This is a genomic window from Telluria antibiotica (genome assembly GCF_011682055.1).
Classification (GTDB): domain Bacteria; phylum Pseudomonadota; class Gammaproteobacteria; order Burkholderiales; family Burkholderiaceae_D; genus Telluria; species Telluria antibiotica.
On the sequence record NZ_JAAQOM010000023.1, the window covers coordinates 45,870 to 65,462 of the forward strand.

Below are 19,593 nucleotides of genomic sequence, written 5' to 3' on the forward strand. Positions count from 1 at the left end.
ACCAGGAACCGCGACCATGCAGAACGCCCAGACCAAACCGAACCCGCCGGCGCCCGACACCGTCGGGACGTCCACCGACCCTGGCTTCAAGCTGCCCGGCCAGGATGCGGCGACGCCGCACGACAGCCTGCCGAAGACGACGCCGGACACGGCGACGCAACCCGTCGAGATCGCACCGGGCGGCGCCACCAACACGACCGCGGCGCCGCTGCGCGACACGGCGGGGCGCGACATGGCGATCGGCGCCGTCGTCTTCGCCGTGCTGCTCGTGATTTACTTTTTCGTGCGGAACGCGTACGTGCACCACCTCGTCGTCAAGCGCGTGGCGCCGTCGTCCGCGGGCAGCGCCGGCTGGCTGCTGTTCGTCGGCATGGGCTTCCTGTCGGCCGTCGTCGTGCTGGCCATCGTCAACGCGAGCCGCTACCTGACGCCCGCGATCACCGGACCGCTGGTCGTCGTGGGCGTCGTCACGCTCGTCGCCGCGTTCTTCGTCGGCCGCCGCTGAATTTCAAAGAGACCACCATGGCAGATTTTCCCGATCCCGCATCGCTCGGCAATAAAGCGGAGCTCAAAGTCGATTTGCGTCCGACGCTGTTCATCGGCGCCGGCGGCACCGGCATGGAAGTCATGATGCGCATCCGCCGCCGCATCCTCGCGGCCGTGTGGAACCGCCGGCATCCGACCCGCGTCGACTCCATCGCCGACTTCCCCGTCGCGCGCTTCCTCCATTTCGACCTCGATGCGAACGCCGTCATCGACGAGGGCAAGTCGCAGCGCACGGACCCGTGGTTCGAGCTGGTCAAACTCTCCGACGAGGAACGCCTCGTCGAACCGCTCGACCTGCCGCAATACCACGAGTCGGACGACAGCCTCGCACGCTTCCCGCTGATCGAGAACTGGATGCCGCTGCGGCCGAAGAAACTGCGCTCGCTGGGCATCGACCCGTCGAAGGGCGCGGGCCAGATCCGTGCGCTGGCGCGCTTGTACCTGTTCGACAAATACCCGAAGCTGCGCGGCCGCATCAAGGGCGCGCTGAACTTCTTGAGCAGTAATGCCGGCATCGAGCGCAAGGAGAATTACCAGCGCCTCGGGCTGCAGGTCGACACGTCGAAATTCCGCATCGTCGTCATTGCGTCGAACGCGGGCGGCACGGGCGCGGGCAGCGCCATCGACCTCGGATGGATCGCCAAGGCCGTCGCGCGCCAGGAAGTGTCGGACAGCCAGGTCGACCTCGTGATGTTCCTGCCGTCCGGCTACGCGAAGGCGAACAAGGAACGCACGGAAGCGAACGCGTACGCCACGTTGATGGAACTGGAGACGAGCATGCGCGACATGAACGCGCGCGTGCAGTGGATGGAGCCGGACAGCATCGTCGGCCGCGGCACCCCGTTCGACGACGTGTATTTCGTCGACACGGCGAACCTCGCGAACAAGGCCACGCAGGACGTGAAGGACGTGTACCAGATGGTGGCGGACACGCTGTTCGAGGATTTCGCGTCGGCCGATTTCGCCAACCGCAAGCGCTCCGTCGCCGTCAACCAGCAGCAGCACAAGCTGGGGCCGTACAACCCGCGCGTGCCGGAGCAGCGCTTCGGCGACATGCGCCTGTCGTACTCGAAGGTCTATTCCGCGTTCGGCCAGGCCGTGCTCGACACGCAGCAAAGCCTGCGCGAAGACATCCGCGCGTACGAACTGGCGGCGCTGATGGTGAAGGCGTTCTTCGGCCTCGTCGCGGCCGACGGCACGGCCGCGCGGCGCGCGGCGGACCAGGAACGGGATGCGTTCATGCGCGAGCAGATGGGCATGGCCGAGCACCCGTTCGCGGAATTCCCCGATTTCAAGAAGGGCACCGTCGACGTCACGCCGTTCCCCGAATATGCGCTGACGGACATGCTCCTGCTCGACAAGGACCAGCGCTCGCTGCTGGAACGGGTCGAAAGCAAGGTGCAGCTGGAGATGGACCGCATCATGGCCTCGTACGATCTCAAGCTGTGGCGCGAGAAGGTCGTCGAGCTGTTGCCGCACCTGGAGCGCGACGCGATCCGCGAGGCCGGCGCCACGGCGGAGACGAGCGAGGACCGCATCAAGCGGCATACGGGCGAACTGCTCGCGCAACTGCGGCTGAACGTGCGCGGCCGGCTGTACATGCTGCTGGACGACCGCAAGCAGGGCGGCCTCGAATTCGTGCTGTCCTTGCTGGAGCAGGTGAAGGCGCGCCTCGCGCAGCGCGACCTGGCGAACGTGCAGCGCAACGGCAAGCGCTATCGCGACGTGCGCGACGCGCTGCGCACGCGCCAGGTCGAGGAATCGCTGAACAACCTCACGCAGGCCGCGGGCCGCCTGTTCGGCAAGGATGCGCAGGCGCGCGAGATCATGAACCACCTGAAGCGCGACATCGCGGACTACCTGCGCTTCCACCTGCTCGCCGTCGCGGCGGGGCAGGCCGTCGAGGTGATGCACAGCCTGTCCGCGTGGCTGGGCGAACCGCAGGCGCCGGACGAACATGGGCAAGTGCGCTGGAGCGGCGTCGCCGGCGAATTCCAGGAAGGACGGCGCAACGTGGGCGCGATGCTCGCGGCCGTCGACCAGCGCATCGGCCAGCTCCGCGCCGACGCGCGCCAGGAACACGCCACCTACATCAAACTCGCGAGCGACGTCTTGCCGGAACCCGTGCGGCTGACGGGCGACGTGAGCGCATGGAGCGAAGAGGTGCTGCTGGAATTCGGCGGTTCCGCGCGGCTGTTCCCGCAGCTGGGCGACGAGCGCATGCGGTCCGACCTGCTGCTGAAACTGTTCCGGCGCGCGCAACTGCAGCTGTCCGGCGAACAGGCCGTGGCCGAGCTGCCCGATCCGCTCGTGGAGCGCCTCGGTGCGTTGTCGCCGCAGGAACGGCATCGCATTTTTTCGGAATGGATCAAGAGCGCCATGCCGTGGATTAACGCGCGCTTCTCGGCCGAGTTCACGCCCAGCGCCGACCAGTTCAAGTGCTTCATCGGCGTCGGTGACCCGGCCGCGTGGCGCAAGCTGGAGCCGGAAATCCGCGCCGCGGTGCCCACCGGGTTCTTCCACGGCGACCTCGTGTCCGTCGTGAACACGGGCGTGCCGGGACGCGCCGTCTGCTACATCGAACTGTCCGGCTATCCGATGACGATCTTGCGCGGCCTGCCCACGTGGCGCGCCAGCTACCAGATCGAGAACCCGAAGATCCCCACGCACCTGCACTTCGATTCGACCAGGTTCCGCCATCCGATCTCGCCATCGATGGACGAACTCAATCGCCTCGCCGACGACTACGAATTCTTCCTCGCCGCCATCGCGCTCGGCGTCCTGCGCCGCAAGCAGGACGCGGGCGACCGCGAGGCCGCGTTCCAGCCGCGCGGGCAGTACCTGTTCGAGGTCGAGCCGGGGTCGGGCGAGTGGCTCCAGATCGGCAACGAATACGCGATCCGCTCGAACGGCCTGCCGCCTTACTACCGCGAGCAGGTGATCGCCGCGACGCGCCAGCGCCTGGCCGCGATGGGCCCGCACCAGCTGGCGCTGCTGGCCGCGCTGATGCGCCACTATCAGCTGCGCGTCTACGAGCCGAAGCTGGAAGTGGACGAGACGGGCGCGCAGCTGCCATCGCCGTCACTCCCCTACATCACGGCGCGCCGGCTGTACGACCAGTGGATGCGGCGGGCGGTGGCGATCGATCCGCAGCTGTCGCCGGCGCAGGTCGAGGCGGCGCTGGCGCAGATGGACACGTGGACGGAGACCGTGCCCGATTCCGCCTCCGATGCCTACGCGTGGGAAGTGGAGCGGCCGGCCGACAAGCGCGTGATCCGGCCGGAATTCCTGTCCGCCGACGCGCGCGCCGCGCAGGCGCTGGAACGCCGGGCCGCGGCGGCCGTGCTGCCGTCCGCGCAGTACGCGCCGGCGGAACCCACCGTCGTCGCGCCGACACCGGGCGCGCCCGAAGGCGTCGCCGCGCCGAGCCTCGGGCCGGCCGCGTACGTCGTCGGTGCGACGTCGATCCCGGCGCGCTACAAGCTGTTCGTGGGCGGCGCCCAGCGCGGGCCGTTCGCGCTCGAGGAAGTCGTGCAGCAGCTCACGCGCGGCGAGATCGATGCGGGCACGCGCATCTGGAACATGCAGTGGAATCCGCGCACGGACAAGTGGAAGACGGTCGGCGACATCCCGGAGGTGATGGCGGGGATCGAGACCGCGATCCCCGATCCGGACGACGACATTCCGGACCCGGAATAAGGACGCGCCGTGCAGGACGAAGCGATCTACCGCTGCATCAACGCCGCCTGCGCGCGCGGCATGCCGCGCCGCGTGAATTACTGCCCGTACTGCGGCACGGTGCAGGCTGACGGCGCGCCGCCGCCGTCACGGGAGGATGGGCGGCGCGCGGCCGTCGTCGCCGGCGCGGAGGCTGCCGCGGCGCTGTCCGGCTGGTCCGATGCGCCCGGCACCGGCGAGGACGACGCGCAGACGCCCGCGGTCGCTGCAGGCGCCCCCGCGACGGCGTCCGGCACGTCGGCGTCTGCCACGTCGGCGTCCGCCGCGGCGTCGGCGAAGTCCGCCGGCCCCGCCACGCCCACGCCATCCGCGACCACGTTCGGCCACAGCGGCCGCCCCGTCGACCCGGCAGGCAGCGAGCCCGCACGCGGCCGCGGCATCCCGTGGCCGCCGTCGCCCGCGCCGGCCGCCCGGCCGGCGGGCCGCCAGCCGATCCGGCTGCGCTGGTGGATCATCGCGCTGGCCGTGCTGTGGGGGGTGTGGTTGTTGGCAAAACCGTCGGCGCACAAGATCGACCAGCGCATCGACGCGGCCATCGGGCAGGCCCAGTCCTGCCAGGGCAAACAGGCGCAGGACGAGCTGATCGCGCTGCGCAAGAGCCGCGCCACGCCGGAGCAGCTGGAACGGCTGCAGCGCGCGCTCAACGACGCCTCTAGCGCATGCACGCGCAAGCGCCAGCGCGCAAGCGCGTGGAGCGAGGCGCGCGGCGCCGTCGAATCCGCGCTGGCCGCGGGCAACGCGGAGCGGGCGCGCGCTCGCCTGCAGGCGTTCACGAAGCGCTGGGGCGAGGACGACGACACGCGCGCGCTGAAGGCTAGAGTCGATGCCGCGCGCGGCGACCATCCGCTGGCCGCGCCGTCCCCAGGCGGCGACGCGCCGTCGGCGCGCAACCTCGTCCGGGAAGCGCGGGCGGATATGGCGCGCGGCGATTACGGCGCCGCGCGCGACAAGATGGACTTGTGCCTCACGATGGTCGACCCCGCGGACCGCGACTGCGCCGCATTGAAGCGCGACGCCGAGCGCGCGGCCGGCGGGCAATAAGGGCCGTCACGTCGCCAGCTGCGTGAAGCCGTCGTCGCTCCACCCTTCGCTGCCCACGCCGTGGCGTACGAAGAACAGCCCTTGCGGATCGTACTTCTCCTTGATGCGCGCGAGGCGCGGGTAGTTGGCGCCCCAGAACGCCGTCTGCCAATCGTCCAGGAAGTAATCGCTTTCCGATACATAGGAACCGGCGCCCGGCGCCACGGCCAGCAGCGCATCCATCGCACGGCCGATCGCCTGCGCGCGGGCGCGGCCGCGCGGCGCGTCGACGGCGCCGCCCGGCATGCCAGGGAAGTGCGGCCCGTCGCCGCCCGCGATGATCGCCAGCGCAAAGGCGTCGAGCACGGCGGGATTCGTCGCCGTATCGCGCGCGGCGTCGATCTCGGCGGCCGGCGCCCCCGCCAAGCCCTTGTTGAAGTGCAGGCCCACGCTCCAGTGCCGGCTGGCGCGGAACAGCGCGTCGGCGAAGCTGGCCTGGCGCGATGCGTCGAGCAGCGTCGCCGGCAGCCAGGCGGACTTGTAGCCGTGGATGAACCAGCCTTCCTGTTCCGTGTCGCCCTTCCAGATCACGTGGTGCGCGGGCGCGCCCGGACGCGGGTCGGCGACCATGAAGCCGGGCGCGTGCTCGCGGAAGAACGCGGCGTCCCACAGGTGCCGCGCGGGCAGGGCGAGCACCTTGAACGGCCTCTCGAACGTGTAGTCGGGGGCCGCGTCCAGCCAGGCCAGCAGCGGTGCCCACGTGCGCGCGGCGCCGGCCTCGTCGAGGTCCTGGAACACCATCGAGACGTCGACGGTGTTGTCGCCGTGGAGGGAAATCTGTTCTCCCCAGTGCGGATTGAACAGGTTCTTCGCATAGAAGTCGACGAGCTTGCCGAGCAGCGCGCGGAACGCGTTATCGCCGGCCGCCCGTATCTTGCAGAAGACGCCGCCGAACGTGGCCGGCAGGTCGCGCGTGCGCAGCGTGAGCCGCGTGACGATGCCGACGCTGCCGCCACCGCCGCCTTTCAGGGCCCAGAACAGGTCCGGGTTCGTGCACGCGTTGGCGATGCGGACCTGGCCGTCGGCCGTCACGACTTCCGCCTCCAGCAGGCCGGCGGCCGCGGTGCCGTAGCGCTTCGAAAAACTGCCGAAGCCGCCGCTCTGCACGAGTCCCGCCACGCCGACGGTCGTGCAGCCGCCGCCCTGCACGTAGCGGCCGGCGCGCGTCGTCACCGCGTCGTAGGCGTCGATCCACATGGCGCCCGCGCCCAGCGTGACGGCCGGCTGCGGCGCGGCGCCGCAGTTGTGCGCGACGAACGCGGGGTCCACGCGCACGTCGTTCATGTGCCGCGTCCAGACGAGCAGCGAATCGGGCGCATCCGACGTGCCCTGGTAGCTGTGGCCGCCGCCCTTGACGACGAGGCGCAGGTCGTGGGCGCGCGCGAAATCGACGGCGGCGACGACGTCCGCCGTCGTGCGCGCGGCGACGGCGTAGGCGCTGGGCTGCGACGACCAGGCGTCGAGCCAGCCGCTCGTGTGCGTGAAGTTCGGCTGGTCGCCCACGTCGAATCCGTTCTTCAGGCGGGCGAGCGCGGTGGCGCAGGCGGGGGTATCCGCGCCGGCGGCGCAGCCGGCGAACGGCGCGTCGAGCTTGACGAGGCGGCCGCCCACGTCGGTCTTCAGCTTGTCCCACGCGGCGGCCGACGGCCAGCCGGGGTCGCCCGGGCGCACGCGTGCGCGCCGTGCGGGCGCGGCCCACGCGAGGTTCGCCGGATGGGCAAGGGCGAATGGCAGCGCCGTCGCCGCCTTCAAAAGGAATCGTCGTTTCATCGCATCTCCGAAAGGTCGTCGCATCGTTCGTGCGGCCGTCGTCGATGCACTGTGCCGGACCGCGCCGCCCCGTGCCAGTGGAATGTGGCGAACCGGGAGGCGGGTGGGGCGAACCGGACTTAGGCCGCGCCGGGCTTGCCCAGCGCCGCCTTCGGGAGGCCGAACACGAGGTCGAACGCCCAGTTGAACGCGAAGCTGTACAGCATGAAGAACACGACGAGGCCGACGTCGAGCAGGAAGGCGTCGAGCAGCGACGTGCCGAGTGCCCACGCGAACATCGGCACGATGGCGAGCACGAGGCCGCCCTCGAAGCCGATGGCGTGGACGACGCGGCGCAGCACGCTGCGGCCGCGCCTGCCCTGGCGCGCTTCCCACGCTTCGAACAACGTGTTGTAGACGACGTTCCAGATGACGGCGGTGATCGACGCGAGGACGGAGGCGAGGCCGGCGGCGCCCGTGTCGTGGCCGCCGACGCCGGCGAGGCCCGCCGTCGTGCACGCGATGGCGATGGCTTCGTACAGTGCGACGTAGACGATCTTGCGTCGGATGCCTTGCATGTGCTGCTCTTTGCGAAATTCCTGATCAGGCAAGGATAACCCGGAAGCGGCGCCGACGTGCGCGCCGTCACCCGGCGCCCAGGTGTATATTCGGCAACAAAAGCGACGACAAGGAGGACGCGGCATGAATCGCACTTTCATCTCGGGGACGCTGCTCGCGGCCGTGCTGCTGGCCGGCTGCAACCGTCCCCACGACGGCGTGGGCCCGGCCCAGCAGGCCGGCAAAGCCATCGACGACGCGGGCGCCCGCGCGCAGGCGAAGGTCGACGAGGCCGGCGTCCGCGTGCAGCAAAAGCTCGACCACGTGAACGGGAAGATCGACGAGATCAACGCGAAGGTGGAGACCAAGGTCCAGGCCCAGGTCCAGAAGGCCGACGAGGCCGTGCGCGAGGCGCGCGAAGGGGCGAAGGCCGCGACCGAGCGGGTCGGCCAGAAGGTCGAGAAGGCGGGCGAAAAGATGCAGGAGGCAGCGAAGTAGGCGCGCGGCGTTACGACGCCATCCGCAACTCCAGCATCGGCGGCGTCACGACGGACAAGTCGATGAGTCCATCGCGCCACGCCTTCTCGATGTCCTGCTCGATCCCGTCCATGTTCGCATGATCGAGCCCGGCCAGGCCGCGCACTCCATAGGCGCGGTTGCGGCCGTGGCCCTTGGCCATGTACAGCGCCATGTCGACGATGTTGATCGCGCGTTCCCACGAGATCGACGCGGCGCCCGCGATCAGCGGGAATGGCGCGAAGCCGATCGACACGTTCACCGACAGCCGCGTGCCCTGGTAATCGATCGTCCGTTCCGGAATGCCGACGAGCAGCCGGCGCGCCACCTCGTCCAGGCTGCCCCGCGGCACGGCAGGCAGGAAGGCGAGGAATTCCTCGCCGCCCCAGCGTACGATCATGTCGGTCTCGCGCAGGATCTCGCGCAGCGCGTCGGCGATCTCGCGCAGAACGGCGTCGCCGGCGCCGTGGCCGTGCGTGTCGTTGATGTGCTTGAAGTGGTCGACGTCGAGCAGGAACATCGCGCTGACGATTTCGTCGCCGCTCGGGTTCGTGCCTCGGCGTTCGATCTCCTGGTGCGAGCGCATGAATTCCTGGAAGTGGCGGCGGTTGTACAGCGCGGTCAACGGGTCGCGCGCGCTCTGCTGCTTGAGTTCCAGGTTCTTTTCCTCGAGCTGGGCGTTGGCGTGCCGCACCTTGCGGTACAGGATGCCGACGATGACCGAGGCGAGCGCGAACACGAGCGCCAGCAGCCACCAGATGCGCTGCTGCAGCCGGCGGTTGTCGATTTCCGTCGACTTGACCTGGTTTTCCTGGCGCAGCATCTCGATCTGGCGCTGGCGCTTGTCGGCCTCGTATTTTTCCTGCAGCTCCATCATCGCCTTCTGGCGGCGCGTCTCGAACAATTCGTTCGACAGCGCTCGCTCGCGATGGTACGCGGCCAGCGCGCCGGCCAGGTCGCCCGCGCGTTCGAGGGCATCGCCGTATTCGACGAGTACACCCTGCTGGTCGGGCTTGTTGCCCGAGCGCTGATACCAATCCATGCCTTCTTCGATGTGCTTCTTGCCCTCGGCCAGGCGGCCCATGCCCAGGTAGGCCTGGCCGACGTTGACGCGGGCCGTCGCGGCGAGCGAGTCGTCGTGCAGCTTCTGCGCCTGGTCCAGCGCTTGCTGCGCATACGTCAGCGCGCGGCGCCAGTCCTGCTGGCGCAGATAAATGTCGGCCAGGTTGACGAGCGTGTTCGACACCATCGCGTCGGCGCCGATGCCGCGTTCCAGCGCGAGCGCCGCCAGCAGCGCTTTCGTACCGCGCGCGACGTCGCCATTGCTGACGGCCAGGATCGCTTCGGTGGTCTTGAAGATGGCCCGGCGGCCCGGCGAGTCGATCTGCTCCGCGAGCTTTTCCGCTTCGGCGACGGCCTCGAACCCCTTGTCGAATTCGCGCATCTGGCCGTACAGATAGGCCAGCGACTTGAGCGCGATGGCGATCTGCAGCGGATCGTCGTGCTGGCGCGCGAGCGTCACGGCGCCCTGCAGCTTGTTCAGCGCGACGGGGAAGTTGCCTTCTTCGGCATACGATTCGCCCGACGAGATCAGCACGAGGATGCGCAGGCCGGTGTCAGGGCTGTTTGCGGCAAGGCGCTCCGCTTCCCACACCAGCTGGTGCGATTGCGCCGATTCGTTCAGGCCGAACACGGCATAGGCTTTCGACAGCAGCGCGCGCGCCACGAGGCTGTCGTCGTGCGCCTGGCGGCCCAGTTCGAACGCCTGTTCGCACAGCTGGACGGCTTCCTCGTGCTTGCCGAGGCGGTGGCTCAGGTCACAGGACAGCGTGAGGGCGCGGGCGTGTTCGGCGGGCGAGCGGCCTGCCTCCGCTTCCAGGGCGGCCACGAGCGGCACGGCGCGCTGGGGCGTGACGCGGATGACTTCCCCGATCTCGGTGTAGCGGTCCGGCGTGGGCGGGTTGACGTCCGCTGCCGTGGCACCGCCGGTAGCCAGCAATAGCAAAGCCAGCAGCGCACGGCTGCGTCGGTGCTGCGATGCACGATAAAAGCCTGCCGACATAGTTTCCCGAGAAGTGTAGTCCCTCGATTTGGGACATCTCTTTACAGGATTATAGGCTCTTGCAATTGAGAAAGATCAATATTTAGAACGGTTATGCGTAAAAAAGACAATTTCGTATCTAAAAAGCTGCGCCGTGATAAAAATGATGTTCAGATAACAAACATGTCATTATTTACATGATGCCGATACGGCAATCACGACAGGTCAGACGCTCAGCTGCTGCAGCAGATACAGCCGCTGATACAGGCCGCCTTCGATGCGCATCAGGTCGTCGTGGCTGCCCGCTTCGCTGATGCGGCCGTGGTTCAGCACGACGATGCGGTCGGCGTCGCGGATCGTCGACAGGCGGTGCGCGATGGCGATGATCGTCACCTGGCCGCGCAACTCGTCGAGCGCCTGCTGGACGATCTGCTCCGTCTGGCTGTCGATGCGCGACGTCGCTTCGTCCAGCAGCAGGATGCGGGGCCGGCCCGCGAGCGCACGCGCGATGGCGATCAGCTGCTTCTGCCCGGACGACAGGCGCGAGCCGCCTTCGCCCAGCGGCGTGTCGTAGCCTTGCTCGAGCCGCGCGATGAAGCCGTGCGCGTGCGCGGCGCGCGCGGCCGCCTCGATCGCTTCCTGCGGCAGGCCGCGTCCCATGTCGATGTTCTCGCGTGCCGATGCCGCGAGCAGGAACGGGTCTTGCGGGACGAGCCCGACCTCGGCGCGGAAGCGCTCGTTGCCAATGCCGGCCAGCGGCTCGCCGAACAGGGTGATCGTGCCGTGTTCGAACGGGTAGTAGCGCAGTAGCAGCGACAGCAGCGTGGACTTGCCGCTGCCGGTGTGGCCCACGATGCCGAAGAAGGCGCCTTGCGGGATGTCCAGCGACAGGTCGTGCAGCACCGTCTGGCCGGGGACGTAGGCGAACGACAGGCCGCGCACGCGCACGGCCGGCACGTCCGCGGCAACGGGCTTTCGTTCGGAGACGGCGCGGCCGGCTGCATGTTCTGCCGCACCCGCCTCGTCGAGCAGCGCGGCCACGCGCGCCGTCGCGACGACGGCCTGCTGCAGGCCGGAGAACTGCATCGTGATCTGGATGAGCGGTTCGACGACGCGCGCGATATAGCTGATGAACGCATACAGCACGCCCACTTCGACGGCATTCATGCTGCGCTGGCCGAAGCTGTAGATGACGACCGCGAGCAGCACGACGTTGAGGAAGTCGAGCGCGGGCCGCAGCAGGAAGGCATTGGCGCGCAGTTCGGCGACGCGCGCCGTGTAGTGCTGGTCGTTCGTGTGCGCGAAGCGCCGGCCGAAGCGGTGCTGCGCATTGTTCGCCTGCAGCACGCTCATGCCGCCGATCGATTCCGCCATCTGGCCGTTGATGTCGCTGCGCAGCGCCCGCGCGCGCGTGACGGCGGGCGCGGACAGCCGCTGGTACAGCCACACGATGCCCAGCACCGCGGGCACGAGCGCCAGCACGATCACCATCAGGTGCCAGTCCAGCCAGGCCATCGCGATCGACGTGCCCACCAGGACGATGCTGGAATCGAGGATCACGAACAGCACCTGGATGTACAGCGTCTTGACGGCTTCCGTGTCGTTCGTGACGCGGCTCACGAGCTGGCCCGTGATGGCGCGGTCGAAGAACGCCATCGGCAGCCGCAGCACGTGGCCGTAGACCCATTCGCGCAGCCGCTGCACGGCGCGCATCGCGAGGCCGGACAGGCGCACGAGTTGCAGGAAGCGCAGCCACGAGGCGGCCCAGCCGAAGACGACGACGCCGGCCAGCAGCCACGCCATGCGCGGCCAGTCGAGGCGGTGCGGCAGCAGGTGGTCGTCGATCAGCTTCTTGCCCAGCAGGGGGCCCAGCACTTCGAGTCCGGCCGCGACGACCAGCCACACGGTAGCCCACGCGAGGTGGCGGCGGTCGGGATGCGCGGCGCGGCGCAGCAGGCCGGCCGCCTGGCGCGCCTGCGCCGCGGTGACGCTCTTTTTGATCTCTTCAGACGGCATCGAGGCTGGCCTCCAGTTGCTGGTAGCGCCACTGGCTGGCGTACCAGCCGTCCAGGGCGAGCAGTTCGTCGTGCGTGCCGCGCTCCACGATGCGGCCGTCGCGCAGCACGACGATCAGGTCCGCGTTGACGACGGCCGACAGGCGGTGGCTCGCGATGATGGCCGACAGTTCCGGGCGTTCGCGGCGCACGTCGTTCAAGTGGTCGAGGATGTTCGTTTCCGTGCCCGTGTCGACCGCGGACAGCGCATCGTCGAGCAGCAGCAGGGCGCTCGTGCCGAGGAGTGCGCGCGCGATCGCCACGCGCTGGCGCTGGCCGCCCGACAAGGTGATGCCTTTTTCGCCGACGGGCGTGTCGTAGCCGTCCGGGAAGCGCAGGATGTCGTCGTGGATGGCGGCCATCTTGGCCGCCTGCTCGATGTCCGCGCGCGACGCGCCGGGGCACGCGAGCGCGATGTTTTCCGCGATCGACGCCGAGAACAGGAACGACTCCTGCGGCACCCAGCTGACGTGCGCGCGCAAGGTGGCGAGCGTGTACTCGTCCAGCGCGTGGCCGCCCCACGTGACGGTGCCGTGCTGCGGCGTGGCCTGGCGCAGCAGCACGCGCAGCAAGGTGGACTTGCCCGCGCCCGTCGCGCCCACGAGGCCAAGCGTCTTGCCCGGTTCCAGGCGCAGCGACACGTCGTCCAGTGCCGGACGCGCGTCGTCTCCGTAGCTGAAACGGACGTGGTCCAGCACGAGCGGGCCGCGCGCCAGCACGTCGACCGTGCCGTGGTCGTCGACGGTCAAGGGGGCGTCGAGCAGCGGCTGCAGGCGCGCCAGCGCGGCGCGTCCCCGTTCGATCAGCGACAGCACCCAGCCCGCCGCGAACATGGGCCAGATCAGCTGGCCCAGGTACATCGTGAAGCTCGTGAGGCTGCCGATCGTGATCTGGCCCTGCCACACGAGATAGCCGCCGAGACCCAGCGTGAGGCCCGTGGCCGCGGTGAGCGTGAGGCCGACGGCCGGTTCGTACGCGGCTTCCCATTTCTGTGCCGCGAGGCTGGCGTCGGCGGCGCGCGCCGCGAGCTGTGCGAACTGGTCGGCGCTGCGCTGTTCGAGGCCGAGGGCGCGCAAGGTACGCACGCCGGACAGCGTTTCCTGCACGTGGTCGTTGAGCGCCGAGAAGCGCTTCAGCGAATCGGTGGACGCCTTGTGGATGTGGCCGGAGATGCGCCAGAACGCCAGCGCCATCAGCGGAAACGGCAGCAGGGCGATCGTCGTGAGGCGCCAGTCGACGCCGAGGAACATGATGCCCAGCACCATGACGAGCGTGAGCGTGCCGTCGAAGCCGGCCAGCATCGCCTCGCCGGCGGCCTGCTCGATGGCGTCGATGTCGTTGGTGCCGAGCGCCATCAGGTCGCCCGTGCGCTGGCGCTGGAAGAACGCGGGACCTTGCGCGGCCAGGCGGTCGTACAGCTTCGTGCGCAGTTCCACGCCGAGCCGGTACGACGCGGAATACAGGCGCAGGCGCCACGCGACGCGCAGCCCGTAGATGGCGAGGCCGAGCCCGAGCAGCTGGCATATCTGGATGACGAGGTCGTGCCCGGCCAGGCGGTGCGCGGCGAGGCCGTCGATCATCGCACCGACCTTGCGCGGCACGAGCACGGTGCACAACGCCACGCCGAACAGCATCACCGCCGACGACGCATAGGAACGCCAGTGACGGCGCACGAAGCCGCCGATCAGCCTTGCCAGACCCATTGAAGCATCCTGTTGATTGGTGGGGCGTGCCAAAAGAAAAAGCGGGCACGCGGCCCGCTAATGTACTATTTTTTGATCGTCGGCGTGGGCGGCCCTCGCCCACGCGGACGTATGCATTGTGCCGGCGTCACGCGTGGGCACGTTTCATTCGAGGCCCCCGGCCTCGAATGCCCACCCTGCTGATTTGCCCGTAGGGTGGGCGCCCCTGCGCCCACGCGGACGTTGGCGTCTTACTTCTTGCGCGACGAGCGCGTCGACTTGCCACCTTGCGTCACGACGCGCAGCGGCGGCGTGGTGTCGGCCGGCGTGACGATCGGCAGGTCGACCTGCGGGCCCGCTTCCAGCGGCACGGTGGAGGCGATCGGATGCTCGGCGGCGGCCGGTTTCGGCGCCACCTCGTTCAAGGCCTTGGCCAGCGGCTTGGCCTTGGCGGGCGGCACGTCGTCGGCGATGGCCGTCTCCACCGGATCGGGCGCGGGCGCCGCCGGTGCCGCGGCCACGGCCTCCGTCACGGTCGTCGTCGGAGCCTCTGCCGGCGCGGCGTCGATGTGTGCGTGCGCGTGCACCAGCGGGTCGGCGCCGTGGGCGACTGCATCCAGCGCCGCCTCGGCCATCGCACCACCCGTGTCGATGGCGGCCTGGGCGATCTCGCTGTTGACGGTCGCGGCATCGGCCGTCGCGATGGCCGCCTGCTCCATCAATTGCGGCACGGACGTCGGGACGTTCATCGTCGCGGCGGGGACCAACTGCAGCGGCGACGGCTGCGTGCTCCACATGCGCTCGTGGGTGCCAGTGGCGATGCCCAGCAGCTCGCGGCCGTAGGAAAAGAATTGTTGCCACTGCCCCTGGGCCGTCGAGCCGATAGCGAATAAATCGCGCGGGTTATTCACCTCGAGCAATTGCTTGAACGTGCCCGCGGCTTGTTCGACCGATGCGCGCGAGGTCTTCATGTTGAGTGCAATCAGCTGTTCAGCGCTGTCGAGCGCGCGCTGGCTCAAGGCCCGGAACACGTCGAGCTGGGCTTCCCATTGGGACTTGCGGACGGCGGACAACTGTTCGGAAAGTGAAGTCATCTGGGTTCCTTGTCTTTCAGGTTATAACCATTAGGTTTATGATGCACTGCAATAAATATCAGTGTAAATGGCTTTATGCGGGTTGAAAAGCGAATTCTATGTTGTTTTTATAAGGAAATCTTGCGGTGCAGCATTAGAGTTTGATATACATCATTGACAAGATGATCATCGTGGTAATCTGATGTGGTGCCAACTCATCAGGAGTCTTCCAGCATGGACCTCGTCTTCCGCAACGCCACCCTGCCGGACGGCCGCCGCGCCGACATCGGCATCGACGGTGGCCGTATCGCCGCCGTCGAGCCCGCGTTAGCGCAGCAAGGTGCGCGCGAGATCGACGTCGGCGGCGACCTCGTGACCCCGCCGTTCGTCGACGCCCATTTCCACATGGACGCCACGCTCAGCTACGGCCTGCCGCGCGTGAACGAATCCGGTACGCTGCTGGAGGGCATCGCGCTGTGGGGCGAGCTCAAGCCGCAACTGGCGCAGGAGGCGCTCGTCGAGCGCGCGTTGCGCTACTGCGACTGGGCCGTCGCGCGGGGGCTGCTCGCGATCCGCACGCACGTCGACGTGTGCGACGACCGGCTGCTCGCAGTGGAAGCGCTGCTCGACGTGAAGCGCCGCGTCGCGCCGTACGTCGACATGCAACTCGTCGCGTTTCCGCAGGACGGCCTGCTGCGCAGCCCGACGGCCCTCGCGAACCTGAAGCGCGCGATTCGCATGGGCGTCGATGTCGTCGGCGGCATCCCGCATTTCGAGCGCACGATGGCCGATGGCGCCGAATCCGTGCGGCTGCTGTGCGAATTCGCGGCGGAACATGGCCTGATGGTCGATATGCATTGCGACGAAAGCGACGACCCGCTGTCGCGTCACATCGAGACCCTGGCCGCGGAAACCTTGCGCCTGGGCTTGCAGGGCCGCGTGGCCGGGTCGCACCTGACGTCCATGCATTCGATGGACAATTACTATGTGAGCAAGCTGCTGCCGCTGATGGTGGAATCCGGCGTCGCCGCGATCGCGAATCCGCTGATCAACATCACCTTGCAGGGCCGCCACGACACGTATCCGAAGCGGCGCGGCATGACCCGCGTACCGGAACTGCTGGCGGCCGGCGTGCCGGTGGCGTTCGGCCACGATTGCGTGATGGACCCGTGGTACGGCCTCGGCTCCGGCGACATGCTGGAAGTGGCGCACATGGGACTGCACGTCGCGCAGATGACGGGGCAGGCCGCGATGCGCCAGTGCTTCCAGGCCGTCACCGAGACGCCGGCGCGCATCCTCGGCCTCGCCGGCTACGGCATCGCGCCGGGGTGCCGCGCCGACCTCGTCTGGCTCGATGCCGGGGACCCCGTCGAGGCGATCCGCCTGCTCGCGGCGCGCCGGCTCGTGCTGCGCGCGGGACGGGTCGTCAGCGAGGCGCCGCCCGCGCACGCGACCTTGCACTTGCCTGGCCGGCCGGCGACCGTCGATTTCCGTTTGGAACGTCAGAAGCAGGCGGGGTAGTAACGCACGGCACGAAATCTTTCCTAACTTAATTCAACGGAAATTTTCTACGCCCGGTTGCGGGTTTGGCAGCCGTGCAGCCAAATCATTAGGTAAAATCTTGCGCTTTCGATACATCCGAGCAGGGCACGCAGTGAAAGATATCCAGATCCGTCCAGCAACTGAAAGCGATTTCAATGCGATGTGGACCATCTTCCAGGCGCACGCGGCCGAGGGCGAAACGTATGCCCAGGATGCCGGGACGAGCCGCGAAGAGACGTACGACTACTGGTTCGCGCCCGAGGCCTCGACCTATGTCGCCGTGCGCGGCGAGGACCGCATCCTCGGGATGTACAAGCTGCAGCCGAACCACGTGGGGCGCGGTGCGCACGTGGCGAACGCATCGTACATGGTGAGCCCGAACGCGCAGGGTGTCGGCGTGGGCCACCTGCTCGGGGAGCACAGCATCGGCGAGGCACGGCGCCAGGGCTATCTCGCCATGCAGTTCAACTTCGTCGTCAGCACGAACAACCCGGCGATCCACCTGTGGAAGCGGCTCGGCTTTTCCATCGTCGGCACCTTGCCCAAGGCTTACCGGCACCGCCGGCTGGGCTATGTCGACGCGTACGTGATGTACAAGCTGCTCGACGACCCGGCGCGCTGGCCGCTGCCGGAAGACGACTGACGCGTGGACGTCGCCGCGACAGCGCGCCTGCGCCTGCGTACCGCCCACCTCGGCGATGCCGACTTCTACCTCGCGCTCGTCAACGACCCCGGCTTCCTCGAGCACATCGGCGACCGCGGCATCCGCACGCGCGACGATGCCGTGCAGGCGCTGCTCGACGGGCCCATGGCCATGCAGCGTGTGCGCGGCCATTCGCTGTATGTCGTCGAGTTGAAGGAGGGCGGGGCGCCGATCGGCATGTGCGGCCTGATCAAGCGCGACACGCTGGACGGCATCGACATCGGCTATGCCTACCTCGCCGCGCATCGCGGCCGCGGCTATGCCTACGAGGCCGGCATGGCCGTGCTGGGCCTCGCGCCGACGCTCGGGCTCACGCGCGTGCTGGCGATCACGTCGCCGAACAACGTGGCGTCGAACGGACTGCTGCGCAAGATGGGGATGCGGTTCGAACGCTTCATGCACCTCGTGCCAGGCGATGCGGGGAGCAACCTGTACAGCATTGATATTAGACAGCTTTCAAAAGATATCAGATAGCTTACACATCGTTGCCTAACGGATACAAATACTCACGAATTGTAACGACGACATTGGCTTTCTAGTTTCGCGTGGTCATCATTCAGGCTGGCTTATGTGAATGATAGCGATCGTCATGAAACTCGTGAATGTAAAGATTTCCGTACGTTTGGGCTTGCTGGGCGGCTTTTTCTTGCTCGCTATGCTAGCGGTCAGCATCAATGCCTGGCGCGCCATCGGCACCGCCAACCAGCGGGCGTCGGACGCGCTGGCCAAGGTCGAGGCACTGGCCCAGGCGGCGGACATGGCACGCAGCGCCCAGGTGGAATTCAAGATCCAGGTGCAGGAATGGAAGAACATCCTGATCCGCGGCAGCGACCCGGCCGACTTCAAGAAATACCAGGACGGTTTCGAAAAGAGCGCCGCCGCGACCTTGGGCGAACTCGACAAGCTGAAGACGGTCCTGGCTGCGCAAGGCGCCGCGACGGACAAGGTGGCCGCTGCCCAGGCGTCGCTGCGTGAACTGAACGACCGCTACCACGCCGCGCTGAAGACGTACGACGGCACCAATCCGGAGAGCTACAAGCTGCTCGACCAGCAGGTCAAGGGTAAGGACCGCGCGCCGACGACGCAGATCGACGGCATCGTCAACGGCATCCAGGAATACGCGAAGACGACCATCGCGGCGATGCGCAAGGACAAGGAAGCCGCCGAGCAGGCCGAGCGCCGCCTCGCCATCGTCACCTTCGTCACCGTGCTGCTCGCGGCGGCCGCCGTCACGACGTGGCTGGCGCGCAGCATCACGCGTCCGCTCCACGACGCCGTGAGCATCGCCCGCACCGTCGCCGCGGGCGACCTCACGCAGCCCATCGTCGTCGACCGCAAGGACGAAGTCGGGATGCTGCTCGACGCGCTGCGGCACATGCAGGACAGCCTGGCCGGCATCGTCGCGCGCGTGCGCAGCGGCACCGACACGATTTCCGTGGCCACGAGCGAGATCGCCCAGGGCAACCAGGACCTGGCCGCGCGCACCGAGGAGCAGGCCAGCTCCGTCGAAGAGACGGTGGCGTCGATGGACCAGCTGACGACCTCCGTGCGCGCCAGCCGCGACAGCGCGGACCACGCGAAGCGCATGGCCGACGAGGCCTCCGGCGTCGCCACGCGTGGCGGCACCGTCGTGGCGCAGGTGGTCAGCACGATGGGCGAGATCGACGCCGCGTCGCACAAGATCGTCGACATCATCGGCGTCATCGACGGCATCGCGTTCCAGACCAATATCCTTGCCCTGAACGCGGCCGTCGAAGCGGCGCGCGCCGGCGAGCAGGGACGTGGCTTCGCCGTCGTGGCCTCCGAAGTGCGCACGCTGGCGCAGCGTTCCGCCAGCGCAGCGAAAGAGATCAAGGCGCTGATCGGCGATTCCGTCGACAAGGTAAAGACGGGGACGCGCCTCGTGGGCGAGGCCGGCGGTACGATGCAGGACGTGGTGAACAGCGTGCAGCGCGTGGCCGGCATTATCGCCGAGATCACGGACGCGGCCACGCACCAGAGCGATGGCATCACGCAGGTCAACGAGGCGATGGGGCAGATGGACGCGGTCGTGCAGCAGAATTCCGCGCTGGTGGAAGAAGCGGCGGCCGCCGCGGACGCGCTGCAGCAGCAGGCGCTGGCGCTGGCCGAGGCAGTGGGCGTGTTCCGCCTGGCCGGCGATGCGCAAGGCCGCGACACCGCGCCCGTCGCGCCCATCATTGCGCCTGCCCCCGTGCGCGCGGCCGTGACGCGCGCGCCCGCGCGCAAGGCAGTGGCCGCACCGAAGCGCGAGCCGGCGCTCGCGGACGCCGACGGCTGGGAGACGTTTTAA

The 19,593-nt window shown here is 68.3% G+C and carries 14 protein-coding genes; 8 read left to right on the top strand and 6 right to left on the bottom strand.

The features are described from left to right. Positions 1 to 16: 16 nt before the first annotated feature. Genes HAV22_RS28095 through HAV22_RS28105 form a run of 3 tightly spaced genes read left to right on the top strand, consistent with a single transcriptional unit; the run spans position 17 to position 5,325 of the window. The gene (locus HAV22_RS28095) at positions 17 to 505 is read left to right on the top strand and encodes a hypothetical protein (protein ID WP_166864229.1); all 489 of its coding nucleotides are present in this window, start codon (positions 17 to 19) and stop codon (positions 503 to 505) included. Between the two features lie 17 nt (positions 506 to 522). Further along, a complete protein-coding gene (locus HAV22_RS28100) occupies positions 523 to 4,245 on the top strand; it encodes a tubulin-like doman-containing protein (protein ID WP_166864232.1) in 3,723 nt (1,240 codons plus the stop codon). Positions 4,246 to 4,254: 9 nt separating this feature from the next. Then, positions 4,255 to 5,325: a hypothetical protein gene (locus tag HAV22_RS28105; RefSeq protein ID WP_166864235.1), complete on the top strand. Its 1,071-nt coding sequence runs from the start codon at positions 4,255 to 4,257 to the stop codon at positions 5,323 to 5,325. A 6-nt stretch (positions 5,326 to 5,331) separates the two neighbouring features. Here the strand turns inward: HAV22_RS28105 and HAV22_RS28110 are convergent, their stop codons facing one another. Beyond that, positions 5,332 to 7,134, bottom strand: a complete 1,803-nt coding sequence (locus HAV22_RS28110) for an FAD-binding oxidoreductase (protein ID WP_166864237.1) — start codon at positions 7,132 to 7,134, stop codon at positions 5,332 to 5,334. Between the two features lie 119 nt (positions 7,135 to 7,253). Next, positions 7,254 to 7,691: a PACE efflux transporter gene (locus tag HAV22_RS28115; RefSeq protein ID WP_166864240.1), complete on the bottom strand. Its 438-nt coding sequence runs from the start codon at positions 7,689 to 7,691 to the stop codon at positions 7,254 to 7,256. Between the two features lie 124 nt (positions 7,692 to 7,815). On the opposite strand from HAV22_RS28115, the gene HAV22_RS28120 reads away from it, so the two are divergent. After that, positions 7,816 to 8,169 (top strand): hypothetical protein, encoded by a 354-nt coding sequence (locus HAV22_RS28120; RefSeq protein ID WP_166864243.1) that lies wholly within the window; start codon positions 7,816 to 7,818, stop codon positions 8,167 to 8,169. Positions 8,170 to 8,179: 10 nt separating this feature from the next. Here HAV22_RS28120 and HAV22_RS28125 read toward each other — a convergent pair whose 3' ends face one another. The 4 genes from HAV22_RS28125 to HAV22_RS28140 all read right to left on the bottom strand — a co-directional run bounded on the left by HAV22_RS28125 (position 8,180) and on the right by HAV22_RS28140 (position 15,058). Continuing rightward, a complete protein-coding gene (locus HAV22_RS28125) occupies positions 8,180 to 10,186 on the bottom strand; it encodes a diguanylate cyclase (protein WP_229421477.1) in 2,007 nt (668 codons plus the stop codon). Positions 10,187 to 10,453: 267 nt separating this feature from the next. Then, on the bottom strand, positions 10,454 to 12,244 hold the full coding sequence (locus HAV22_RS28130; protein ID WP_166864249.1) for an ABC transporter ATP-binding protein: 1,791 nt from the start codon (positions 12,242 to 12,244) through the stop codon (positions 10,454 to 10,456). After that, positions 12,234 to 13,985, bottom strand: coding sequence for an ABC transporter ATP-binding protein (locus HAV22_RS28135; RefSeq protein WP_166864251.1), 1,752 nt, complete (start codon positions 13,983 to 13,985; stop codon positions 12,234 to 12,236). Before HAV22_RS28135 ends, HAV22_RS28130 begins: the two co-directional genes overlap by 11 nt. A 230-nt stretch (positions 13,986 to 14,215) precedes the next feature. Then, a complete protein-coding gene (locus tag HAV22_RS28140; protein WP_166864254.1) occupies positions 14,216 to 15,058 on the bottom strand; it encodes a phasin family protein in 843 nt (280 codons plus the stop codon). A gap of 213 nt (positions 15,059 to 15,271) precedes the next feature. Here HAV22_RS28140 and HAV22_RS28145 point away from each other — a divergent pair, with 213 nt between their 5' ends. From HAV22_RS28145 to HAV22_RS31410, 4 genes are all read left to right on the top strand, one after another. Next, positions 15,272 to 16,558 carry an amidohydrolase family protein gene (locus HAV22_RS28145; RefSeq protein ID WP_166864257.1) on the top strand — a complete coding sequence of 429 codons (1,287 nt, stop codon included), beginning with the start codon at positions 15,272 to 15,274 and terminating at the stop codon, positions 16,556 to 16,558. 133 nt (positions 16,559 to 16,691) lie between these two features. Further along, a complete protein-coding gene (locus HAV22_RS28150) occupies positions 16,692 to 17,222 on the top strand; it encodes a GNAT family N-acetyltransferase (RefSeq protein ID WP_166864260.1) in 531 nt (176 codons plus the stop codon). 3 nt (positions 17,223 to 17,225) lie between these two features. Continuing rightward, a complete protein-coding gene (locus HAV22_RS28155) occupies positions 17,226 to 17,756 on the top strand; it encodes a GNAT family N-acetyltransferase (protein WP_166864262.1) in 531 nt (176 codons plus the stop codon). A 181-nt stretch (positions 17,757 to 17,937) separates the two neighbouring features. Next, positions 17,938 to 19,593 (top strand): methyl-accepting chemotaxis protein, encoded by a 1,656-nt coding sequence (locus HAV22_RS31410; RefSeq protein WP_308789248.1) that lies wholly within the window; start codon positions 17,938 to 17,940, stop codon positions 19,591 to 19,593.